Source organism: Flavobacterium sp. (assembly GCF_031381455.1).
In the GTDB taxonomy this organism is placed as follows: domain Bacteria; phylum Bacteroidota; class Bacteroidia; order Flavobacteriales; family Flavobacteriaceae; genus Flavobacterium.
On the sequence record NZ_JANMXZ010000055.1, the window covers coordinates 1 to 11909 of the forward strand.

Consider the following 11909-nt stretch of genomic DNA (forward strand, 5'->3'; position numbering starts at 1 on the left):
ATTCTCTTTATAATTGTTAGTAAAAAAACTTCAAATAACCACATTCCCAAATAACCAAATCAACTATTATTCTATATTTGTAATCCAGTAAAAATCTATGGAACAATTTGTAGTATCAGCCCGTAAGTATCGCCCGCAAACTTTTAAAGACGTTGTCGGACAACAAGCTATTACCAACACGTTGCTTAACGCCATAGAAAGTAATCACTTGGCTTCTGCCCTATTATTTACGGGTCCGAGAGGTGTTGGGAAAACAACCTGCGCCAGGATTTTGGCACGCAAAATTAACCAACCGGGTTATGATGACCCGAATGAAGATTTTGCTTTTAATGTGTTTGAACTCGATGCCGCTTCTAACAATGGTGTTGATGATATTAGGAATATAATAGACCAAGTTCGAATACCTCCTCAAACTGGGCATTATAAAGTATATATTATTGATGAGGTTCACATGTTATCTCCGGCTGCCTTTAATGCTTTTTTGAAAACTCTGGAAGAACCGCCAAAGCACGCCATATTTATTTTGGCTACGACCGAAAAACACAAAATTATTCCAACGATATTATCGCGTTGCCAGATTTTTGACTTTAAAAGAATTACGGTTAAAGATGCCAAAGAACATTTGGCTGAAGTAGCTAAAAGTCAAGGAGTAGAATTTGAAGACGACGCTTTACATATTATTGCTCAAAAAGCTGATGGCGCTATGCGTGATGCTTTGTCCATTTTTGACCGAGTGGTTTCGTATTGCGGCAACAACCTAACCCGTCAGGCAGTTACTGAGAATCTGAACGTTTTAGATTATGAGACCTACATCAATATGACCGATTTGATTTTGGAAAATAAAATCCCAGAAGTCTTGTTGGCTTATAATGATATTTTATCCAAAGGATTTGACGGTCATCATTTCATTGCCGGATTAGCATCACATTTTAGAGATTTATTAGTGGCTAAAAATCCAGCAACACTTTCATTGTTAGAAATGGGTGAAGCGGCGCAAAAATTATATGGAGAACAATCGCAAAAAGCATCTCAAGACTTTTTATTAAAAGGAATTGACATTGCAAATGATTGTGATTTGAAATATAAGGTTTCTCAAAACCAACGCCTTTTGGTAGAACTCGCGCTCATGCAATTAAGCTCTATCGGTTTCGATGGAGAAAAAAAAAAGTCTGAGTTTATAATTCCGCCTACGTATTACCGTAAAAGTTATTCTATTAAAGAAGTACAAAGTACGAAGTTAGAAATACAAAGTGAAGAACAGAAAATAGAAGTTGAACCATTAATAGACAACGCACAACCGACAAAGGAAAACGTAGAACCTCTTACTCAGAACCTACAACCTAAAACTCCTGTCATCCCGAGCGCTCACGAAGCTTCGGGAGAGGGACAACCCAAAGTTTCTTCAATGTCTTTAGCTAGCATTCGTGCGAAGAAAGAAATGGCAGAAGCTCAAAAGTCGACGGTGAAAGAAGTCGTGCATTTGGCAAGCGAGCCTTTTACCGAAACGGAAATGCTGGAGCAGTGGCTTAAATATGCACAACGTATGGAAGACAAAGGCTATCGCATTGTAGCATCTTTGTTAACCATTAATGATCCAATTCTTGAAGGTACAACTATCATTCACGAGTTACCGAATGAAAGTTCAAAGATAGATTTTGAAAAAGAAAAACCGGACCTTTTGGGTTATTTACGTGGGAAATTGCACAACCACGATATTAGCATCAATGTGAAAGTGAATGAAACTTTGGTTCTGAAAAAAAGTTATACAGCACAAGACAAATACAACCGATTAGTAGAACTCAATCCGAATTTAGAATTAATGCTGAATTTGTTTGGGTTGGAAGTTAATGAGTAAATCCAATAACAGACATTTAATCTGGATTATGTTTTACTTTCAGAATCAGAACAAAGTACCAAATACTTCATTGACTGGATTATTTATATCAACAAAAGTAAAATTGGTTTTAATTTCATTATTAAGTAGTGATATTATTTTCCCAGATTCTGTATCTGATGTAATGTAATATTGAGAAGTCTTGTCAACATGACATTGAGCAAATAACTTAGAATCATTAGGTATTATTGCTCTTGGTGTAATGTCAATACCCGTTATACTTTTCTGTTGGAATATTGCACGCACAAATTTCCCTGCGATTTTAGCATGTTCTAAATTAAAAGGAATTATTTGTAAAGTATCTAAAGGTAAATTCTCTATTTCATCTCTAACACAAAATTCTGCAATTGATATAGTCGATATTTTCATTATTACATCATTCTCTAAAAAATACTTATAATACCCTTTGGCATTATAGTGTAATGGATCATTATGATTTAAAGTCGAATAAAAAAACTTGTGTCAAGTAATACACTAAGCATCGTAGCCTCCTCTCAAATCTCTTAACCAATCATCGGCATCAATATCTTTCCATTTACTAGTTGAACGTTCTATCAATTTATTTAAATAATCTTCATTGTATTTTGGCAGATATGGAATCATCTCAACAAACTTAAGTGAACTTTTATCGAACTCTCCACTATCAATATTTTGCTTTGCAGTTACTCTAAAACCATATTTTCTATAAACCAAATTCTTTTCTTCATTAAGAAAGAATTCTTTTGGTGCTTCAATAATTACAGTTCCAAAATCTTCAGTATCTAAATGTAAATTAGATTTGTTTTTACCTCCTGTATTTGTTATTTCTCCATAAAAATACAACTCTGCATCTACCCATAAATCTAATGTTCTTTTATAACTTGTTGAAGGATTTATTTCAAAGAAGAATTCTTTTTCTCCTACATTAGTTTTCAACTCAAAAGAATAATTTTTGTTGTATGATATATTTTGAATTCTTTCAATGGCTTGTGCGGTCTTAAGTTCTAAAAAATCTATAGAATGTTGCTGATTAACTACTTCTAAATTAGCCGTTAGTCCAATCAATGCTTGACTTCCAACTATAAAAATATGTTTGACCGAACCCTCTTCAATTGAATAACTAATAGTTGGTCTATCTTTTTGATTTGGGTATAATATATCTTCAATATTATCTAATATAACTTTGATTTCTTTAATATCAGTATTCTCAGGTTTTAATGGCTCATTACCTTTATTACCTGATACTCTAATTTCAAAAATCCCTTTAGTTTCCATGAAGCAAATATATTGATTTTTTTAAATTTTGATATTTCCAATTCAGTAAATCAAAATAAATATTGTCAGATTGCATAATTTACAATTTTCCCTGATACAACGCTTTTACTATTCCGTCGGCCAAACCAATTTTTGGCACAAAGAGCTGGCGCGCACCGCTCCATTTCATAGCGTTTAGGTACACTTTAGTCGCTGGTATAATTACATCAGCACGGTCTGTGTTCATGGCTAACTCTGCAATACGCTGTTCGTAAGTCAATGAATTTAAATATTGGTATTGTGAATTCAGGTATAAATAGGACAACGGTTTGTCTTGCAGCTTTCCAGATAGCTTGAACAACTTATTGATATTTCCACCAGAACCTATTAGTATAACGTTTTCAAATTCTTCTGTGTTGCATTTAATCCATTTTTCAATTTCTTCCCACACGATGTCGCTAACCATATTGTTCAGCATACGAACTGTTCCGATTTTGAATGATTTGGATGCGATCATTTTACCGTCGGTGAACAAAGAAAACTCGGTGCTTCCACCACCAACATCAACATATAAATAGGTTTGGTCGGTTTTTAGGAAATCATGTAAATCGGAAGAGGCAATAATAGTAGCTTCAATTTTTCCGTCAATGATATCAATATCAATATCACATTTTTCTCTAATAATATTGGCAACTTCTTTTCCGTTATAAGCTTCGCGCATGGCAGATGTGGCGCAAGCTTTGTATTTTTCTACTTTATAAACTTTCATCAACAATTTAAATGCTTGCATGGCATCAACCATTCTGTCAATATTATCATCTGAGATTTCACCAACCGTAAAAGCATCTTGTCCCAAGCGTATTGGCACTCGAATCAAAGCACTTTTATTAAATTGGGGTTCTTTGTCATGTTGCTCTACAATATTGGTAATGAGCAATCGCATGGCATTGGAACCTATATCAATCGCAGCATATTTTTTTATTGAAATCATTAAATGGGTTTATTCGGTTACGTTGTTAGTTGGAGTTCCTTCAAGTCTTTCCTTGTAATAGTTGTAGGTTTGATGTTGGGCTCTAAAAACAGGTTCGTCTTCAGCACGAACACGGTATTTGTTTTCAAATTTCTCTGAATGATAGCGCGCTTTTACGTTTCCTTTCCAGCCTATAGTAAAGGTGTCAATGATTTGCTTTTTGATTTCTTCATCATATATCGGACAGGTTACTTCTACCCGACCATCCAAATTACGTGTCATAAAATCGGCTGACGAAATATAAACCTCAGGATCGTCATTGTTACAAAAAATAAAAGACCGCGTGTGTTCTAAAAAATAATCCACAATACTAACGGCTTCAATGTTTTCGCTCATTCCTTTCACACCTGGAATTAAAGAACAAATGCCTCGCACCTGCAATTTAATCTTTACTCCGGCATTACTTGCTTCGTATAATTTGTCAATCATTGGGTAATCCGAGATGCTATTCATTTTTAAATTAATATAAGCAGAACGTCCCATAATGGCGTTATTTATTTCTCTATCGATTAACTTGTAGAATCTTGAACGCGTGTAGTGTGGCGAGACTATCAAGTGTTTGTAACGATGAATTCGGTAATTAACATCAAAGAAATCAAAGATTTTAGAAACGTCTTTCAAGATTTGCTGATGACTGGTAAATAGCGTTAAATCGGTATAAATTTTGGCCGTGCTTTCATTGAAATTTCCGGTAGAAATAAAGCCGTATCGCTTTAGTTTTCCTGCTTCAATTCGGTCAATTAAACATATTTTGCTGTGCACTTTTAAACCTTTAATACCAAAAATAAGTTCAATTCCTTCTTGCTGCATTTGCTCTGCATAGGAAATATTACTGGCTTCATCAAAACGTGCTTGGAGCTCAATTTGAACCGTAACTTTCTTCCCGTTTTTGGCAGCATTGATTAGCGAACTCACAATTTGAGAGTTTTTTGCCAAACGATATAAGGTTATTTTTATAGTGGTGACTTTAGGATCTAAAGCAGCTTCGCGGAGGAATTTTATCAGATAAGAAAACGACTGAAAAGGCGCATTTATCAAATAATCTTTTTTGGCAATTTTATTCAAAAGACTACCGTCAAGTGATAAACCTTCCACAGGAAGCGGCACTCTTGGCGGATATAGCAAGTCAAATCGTCCAAGGTTTGGAAAGTTCATATAATCCCGACGGTTATGATATCTTCCGCCGGGAATTACACCGTCAGATGCATCAATTCCCATTTTGGACAGGAAAAATTTAAGCGTGTCTTTTCCAATATGTTCATCATAAACAAACCGAACGGGTTCACCAATACGTCTATCTTTTACTGACGTGGCAATCTTTTCGAGCATACTTTTACTCATATCACTATCGATGTCCAATTGGGCATCGCGTGTGATCTTTATCATGTGAGCCGAAATGCTTTCGTAATCAAAAATATTGAAAATGCTGCTCAGGTTATAACGAATCAAATCATCGAGCATTATCAGGTATTGCTTATCATCTTTTATGGGAAGTTCTACAATACGGTTAGTGTTTTTCGGAATTTCTATGATAGCATAACGCACTTCGGGCTTTACTTTTTTTACTAAGCCCAACATGCCAGATTTAAGTTCGCTTTTCATTACCAATTTAACTGCTAAATAACCCGAAGTGTCTTTTAACAGCGGGAATTCTGCCAAGTCATTTAAGATAATCGTAACAAGTTCTGGGCTTATTTTTTGTATAAAAAAATCTTTGAGAAAGTTCTCGTGTTCTTCTGATACTTCATTTTCGTTAATGATAATGATGTTTTGCTTTACTAATTCTTTTTCAATTTCGTTAAGCACGTGCAAACTTGCTGCCTGCTGTTTGATAACAATTTCAGTAATGTCTTTAACCAATTGCTGGGCTGAGATTCCACCAAGAATTTTTTCGCCAGTTTGACCAGACATACTCAAACGACGAATGGCAGCAAATCGCACACGGAAAAACTCATCTAAATTATTGGAAAAAATACCTATAAATCGAAGCCTTTCAAGTAGCGGAACAGCTTCATCAGCTGCTTCCTGCAAAACTCTAGCATTGAATGCCAGCCAACTTTTTTCTCTATCTATATAACGAAACCGGGATTCTGTAATCATATTATTTTAAATCACTTGGGAAAATAACTTTCTTGGTAACACCTTTTTCAATTTCATTCCAAGAGTTATTGTCAAATATAATATATACAAATCCGGAAGTAGAAACATTATCGATAAAGATGTTCCCAAATTTATTGACAAAATTTGTAATTGCCTCATTATGTCCAAAAAGAATTAAGTTATCATAATCATTTGGACATGATTTGATAATTTGTTCCAGTTTTCTTTCATCAAAAGTGTATAATTCTTCTTTAAAGATAATGCTTTCTACAGGAAATGAGATGTTTTGCGCAAAAATAATAGCAGTTTCTGAAGCTCTTTTTGCAATGCTGCTCCAGACTAAAAATGATTTTGGAATTTGGTTACCAATATGTGAAGAAACTAAATGCGCATCTTGAATACCTCTACTTGTCAAAGGTCTGTCAATATCACGAAGTGGTGCTCCCCAACTTGATTTGGCATGTCGAATTAATATTAGCTGTTTCATGATAAAAAATCCAAAGTTATTAATACCATAAATTTAAGTTTTTATATCATATAAAAATTTATTTAATCCAAAGACTTTAAAAACGCTGTTTTACTATCAAAATAATTAAGAACCAAAAATGTTAACTGGTTAAATTTTAACATTAATTTTTCCAAAATAGTTTTATTAAATAGACATATAAATAAAAGTTAAAATTAAAATATGTTATAAACAACTTATTAAAATATATTTATTGTAGTATTTTTCTATTTAAAAATGTTAAATAATGCACTTTATCTATAAATTTACGCACTTTATCGATGTTATTTTTGGTAGTTTGATTTAAACTATCTACTTTCGAACTGTAAAACATAAATAATTACAAAAAAAATAACCCGAAATACCCAAATCAACCATGTCAAAATCAAAAATAACCCCAAAAAAACTTAATCAAGAACTAGAATAGCTAGAAAAAAAATGTATTTCGTCGATTATTTGTGCCGTTCATAGATAAAATGATTTTTAAAAATGCACTGAAACTAATTTTGTGTATATAGTATAACCCCAATTATCTATCAACTTCATAAACACCTACAAAAGTACTCCCTGCCTAAAATGCTGTTTTCAAATCTATTCTACTTAACCTAACTGTATGAAATCAAATTTTACACTTTCGAAGAATTTATGCGCTTTCTTGATACTGAATATACTATGTATATCAATGTCTTTTGCGCAAACTTTTCCACCAACAAACACTTCTTGTACCTCCAAAGATCTTGAGGTTGTTGCAGCCACATTGTCCGGTGGAGGTGTTTGTAATTCCTGTCCTACCCCGACAACAATTACAAGAAACCTAATGCTGGGAATTAATAACACCACGGGTTCCACTAGAACTTCGTTTGCCTTTTGGGGAACGCTTGAAATATATAGTGGGACAACAGGTGCATTAATTTCTTCTGTAAATAGAACGGGATGCAATGGTCCGCTCCCTGGTGGTTCAACAACCTATTTGGATTTTGGTACTATTACCTACACTTGTGGTGATATTATTAAAATTTCAAATATTTGGGAAGCGTGGACAACATCAAATAATAACGAAACCTGTCCATTAGATCCAAACAATATTTCGCCTAAGTGTGGAAAAATTCCATCCATCACCGTTAACGGTGGTGTAAATGGAGAGTTCGCTTCGCTTGATTCTCAATGTGGTTCCGCAACTGGATCTTTAGATTTAACACCAACTGGAGGATTAGCTCCGTATACTTATTTATGGACGGCGTCAGGTGGTGGAGTTGTCCCTTCTGGACAATCGACAAACCAAGACCTTACCGGTTTAGTACCTGGTACCTACTCTTTAAAAATTACAGATGCTAACGGTTGTATCATCAACAAATCGAGAACAGTTGTTGCTACTGTAGCTCCGCTTCCTGTATTTAGTTCAGCAAATACTATTGCGGTTCCTTGTGGTGGTGCTACAACAAGCACATTAACCTATACAAATAATGCCTCAGGAGCTTGTTTAATCAGTGGCTCTGTTACTTCTACTTTAAGCGCCCAAACACCAACTGGTGCTTGTGGAGGAACAGTAGTAGAAACCTGGACCTATACTGATGCCCATGGCAGAACGATTACCCAAACTAGAAACATAACCGTCAGCCCGGCGGCATTACCAAAGATGACTGCACCTGCTAATATAACTGTGGCATGTGGTTCAATACCGACATCCAGTACAATTCCATTTAGTAATGGATTAAGTAGTGGTTGTTTAGTTAGTGGAACTTCAAATACATCAACATTCACAGCAACACCTGGTGCTTGTGGAGGAACGGTGACAGAAACTTGGACCGCAACGGATAGTTGTGGTAGAGCTTTGGCTCCGGTTTCTAGAACTATTACTGTAAGTCCAGCTGCTTTACCAACTATGACTGCTCCTGCTAATATCACTGTCGCTTGTGGAGCTTTACCTGTAGCAAGTACTATATCATTTAGTAATGGATTAAGTAGTGGTTGTTTAGTTAGTGGAACTTCAAATACATCAACATTCACAGCAACACCTGGTGCTTGTGGAGGAACGGTAACAGAAACATGGACGGCAACAGATAGTTGTGGTAGAGCTTTGGCTCCGGTTTCGAGAACTATTACTGTAAGTCCGGCAGCCTTACCAACAATGACAGCTCCAATTGATACAACAGTAGCTTGTGGTTCACTTCCAGCTGCTTCAACTATTTCATTCAGCAATGGATTAACTGGTGGTTGTTTAATTTCAGGAACATCTAATCCGTCTACTTTCTCGGCTACTCCTTCTGCTTGTGGTGGAAATGTAATCGAAACATGGACTGCAACCGATTCTTGTGGTAGAGCTTTAGCTTCAGTATCAAGAACTATAACTGTTAGCCCAGCTGCTTTACCAACAATGACAGCTTTGGCTAACACAACAGTGACTTGTGGTGGATTACCACAACCTAGTACAATTCCATTTTCTAATAATCTATCAGGTGGATGCTTAATTGCAGGTACTTCAAACCTTTCTACTTTTACAACAACAGTATCTGGATATTGTAATGGATCAGTAACAGAAACGTGGACGGCAACTGATTCTTGTGGAAGAGAATTAAACTCTGTTTCAAGAACAATTACTATAAATGATACAATTCCTCCAACATTCACAACACCAGGAAATATTACCTCAAATACAGATGCAAATTGTTCAGTTAATCTTAATCCTTCAACCACTGGAAACCCAACAAATGTTAGTGATAATTGTGATGCAAATCCAACTGTAACTTATGTTGATAGCGAATGTTTTGGTAACTTTACCGAAGGCAATGTTAATGCCGGTAATGGAAATTACTTCTATTTTGATGTTTCAGGTTTTAATAATGCAACAGCTGCCAATATTAAAAAAGTTGCATTAGCATTTGAAACAAATCAAGGAAAAGGAAGAGCTGAATTTACACTTGTTTCACCTAGTGGACAAGCGGTAATTTTAGTTGGCCCTTATTGTACAGGTGGAAATTGTGATGATGCTAATTCAAGTTCACAAGAATTATATTTACCCGAATTCTATCCTACTGGATCAGGCTATACACAATGGAATAATAACAACCCTATAACAACTGGTGTTGCACAAAACTTTACTCCAAATGGCTCATTGTCTTCTCCTAATACTATAAACGGTTTAACTTCTTATGTTTCCGGTTTTGAAAACTTAACCGGTCCAATGAATGGAACTTGGTTTATATATTCAAGAAAACAATCTAATGTTAATGGAAGCATTAACTTCAAAAGTGTTTGTCTGACACCGACTAGTTTATGTCCAAACAATAGAGTTATTACCAGAACTTGGACAGTAACAGATGCTTGTGGAAATAGTACTACAGGTGCACAAACTATAACAATTCAGGATATTACTGCTCCTACTTGGTCTACGGCAACTGGTTCTTTAGACACCACTGTTGAATGTAGTGACGCTGCTGCTTTGGCTGCTGCTCAAGCACTTGCTCCAGTAGCAACCGATAACTGTGCCGGAAATATAACTTATATTAAAACACCAGGTGCATTTGTTGCCTCTCAAGGATGTGCAAATGCTGGTACTTATACAAATACGTGGACAGCAAAAGATGTATGTAATAATATATCAATTGTATTCACTCAAGTTATAACTGTTCAAGATACTATGGCTCCTATCTGGGAAACTGCTATTGGTACTTTAAATGTCACTGTTGAATGTGCTGATAAAGCTGCTTTGACTGCTGCTCAGGAATTAATTCCAGTAGCATCCGATTTATGTGATGCTGATGTAACTAACATAATCAAGAAAGAAGGTAATTTTATACCTGCAATAGGCTGTGATAATACAGGAACATACACTAATGAATGGACTGTTATAGATGCTTGCGGTAATGATTCTGTAGCATTTACTCAGATTATTACAATAGTAGACACAACTGCTCCAACTATTGATACGGCTGCAGCCAATGCAATTGTTCAATGTGATGGAAATGGTAATACTGCTGCTTTACAAGCTTGGTTAAACTCTAATGGTGGAGCAATAGCTTCTGATACATGTTCAAATGTAGTTTGGTCTAACAACTATACTTCATTAACTGATGGTTGTGGAAATACCGGTACAACTACAGTAACATTTACTGCTACGGATGGTTGTAGTAACGCTACAACAACTTCAGCAACATTTACGATTGAAGATACAACTGCACCAACTATCGATACTGTTGCAGCTAATGCAACAGTCGAATGTGATGGTCAAGGAAATACTCCTGCTTTACAAGCTTGGTTAAGCTCAAACGGTGGTGCTTTAGCTTCTGATGCTTGTTCTAACGTAACTTGGACTAATAGCTTTGATGCGCTTAGCGATGGTTGTGGTAACTCAGGAACTGCTACAGTAACATTTACAGCTACTGATGATTGTGGTAACGCTACAACAACTTCAGCAACATTTACTATTGAAGATACAACTGCGCCAACTATTGATACTGCTGCGACTAACTTAGTAGTACAATGTGATGGTGGTGGAAATACTGCTGTTTTACAACAATGGATTGCTAATAATGGCGGTGCTTCAGCTTCTGATATTTGTTCTAACGTAACTTGGTCTAATGATTTCAATGCTTTAGCAAATGATTGTTCAGCTGCTGTGACAGTAACATTTACTGCTACTGATGATTGTGGTAACGCTACATCTACTTCAGCAACCTTTACTGTTCAAGATATTATAGCACCAACTATTGATATTGTTGCTGCTAATGCAACGGTTGAATGTGATGGAAATGGTAACCCAGAGGCTTTAACTGCTTGGCTAGCTTCTAATGGTGGCGCTTCGGCTTCGGATGTTTGTTCTAACATAACTTGGACTAATAGCTTTACTGAATTAAGCGATGGTTGTGGAAATACAGGAACTGCTACAGTAACATTTACGGCTACTGATGATTGTGGTAACGCTACAACAACTTCAGCTAACTTTACTATTGAAGATACAACTGCACCTACTATTGATACTGCTGCTGCTAATGCAACGGTGGAATGTGATGGTCAAGGAAATACTGCTGCTCTTCAAGCTTGGTTAAGCTTAAACGGTGGTGCTTCAGCATCGGATGTTTGTTCTAATGTAACTTGGACTAACAGCTTTACTGAATTAAGCGATGGTTGTGGAAATACAGGAACTGCTA

At 35.8% G+C, this 11909-nt stretch carries 7 protein-coding genes; 2 read left to right on the forward strand and 5 right to left on the reverse strand.

Annotated features, from left to right (window positions below):
- Positions 1-97 precede the first annotated feature (97 nt).
- On the forward strand, positions 98-1855 hold the full coding sequence (dnaX, locus tag RMN97_RS12845; RefSeq protein WP_309614918.1) for a DNA polymerase III subunit gamma/tau: 1758 nt from the start codon (positions 98-100) through the stop codon (positions 1853-1855).
- Between the two features lie 45 nt (positions 1856-1900).
- On the opposite strand, the gene RMN97_RS12850 is transcribed toward dnaX, so the two are convergent.
- The 5 genes from RMN97_RS12850 to RMN97_RS12870 form a co-directional block, all read right to left on the reverse strand.
- The gene (locus RMN97_RS12850) at positions 1901-2263 is read right to left on the reverse strand and encodes a hypothetical protein (protein WP_309614919.1); all 363 of its coding nucleotides are present in this window, start codon (positions 2261-2263) and stop codon (positions 1901-1903) included.
- Between the two features lie 105 nt (positions 2264-2368).
- Positions 2369-3148, reverse strand: a complete 780-nt coding sequence (locus RMN97_RS12855; protein ID WP_309614920.1) for a hypothetical protein — start codon at positions 3146-3148, stop codon at positions 2369-2371.
- Between the two features lie 79 nt (positions 3149-3227).
- Positions 3228-4118, reverse strand: a complete 891-nt coding sequence (locus tag RMN97_RS12860; protein ID WP_309614921.1) for an exopolyphosphatase — start codon at positions 4116-4118, stop codon at positions 3228-3230.
- 9 nt (positions 4119-4127) lie between these two features.
- Positions 4128-6257 carry a polyphosphate kinase 1 gene (gene ppk1, locus RMN97_RS12865; protein ID WP_309614922.1) on the reverse strand — a complete coding sequence of 710 codons (2130 nt, stop codon included), beginning with the start codon at positions 6255-6257 and terminating at the stop codon, positions 4128-4130.
- A gap of 1 nt (position 6258) precedes the next feature.
- Entirely contained in the window at positions 6259-6744 is a 486-nt protein-coding gene (locus tag RMN97_RS12870) for a histidine phosphatase family protein (protein WP_309614923.1), read from the reverse strand.
- Between the two features lie 631 nt (positions 6745-7375).
- Between RMN97_RS12870 and RMN97_RS12875 the strand changes: the two genes are divergently transcribed.
- A partial coding sequence (locus tag RMN97_RS12875; protein ID WP_409024896.1) for a beta strand repeat-containing protein occupies positions 7376-11909 on the forward strand: 4534 nt, incomplete at its 3' end.

Bases quoted from the DNA above. Each gene is read 5' to 3' on its own strand.
- dnaX (WP_309614918.1), top strand. From the start codon at position 98: ATGGAACAATTTGTAGTATCAGCCCGTAAGTATCGCCCGCAAACTTTT.
- RMN97_RS12850 (WP_309614919.1), bottom strand. From the start codon at position 2,263: ATGAAAATATCGACTATATCAATTGCAGAATTTTGTGTTAGAGATGAA.
- RMN97_RS12855 (WP_309614920.1), bottom strand. From the start codon at position 3,148: ATGGAAACTAAAGGGATTTTTGAAATTAGAGTATCAGGTAATAAAGGT.
- RMN97_RS12860 (WP_309614921.1), bottom strand. From the start codon at position 4,118: ATGATTTCAATAAAAAAATATGCTGCGATTGATATAGGTTCCAATGCC.
- ppk1 (WP_309614922.1), bottom strand. From the start codon at position 6,257: ATGATTACAGAATCCCGGTTTCGTTATATAGATAGAGAAAAAAGTTGG.
- RMN97_RS12870 (WP_309614923.1), bottom strand. From the start codon at position 6,744: ATGAAACAGCTAATATTAATTCGACATGCCAAATCAAGTTGGGGAGCA.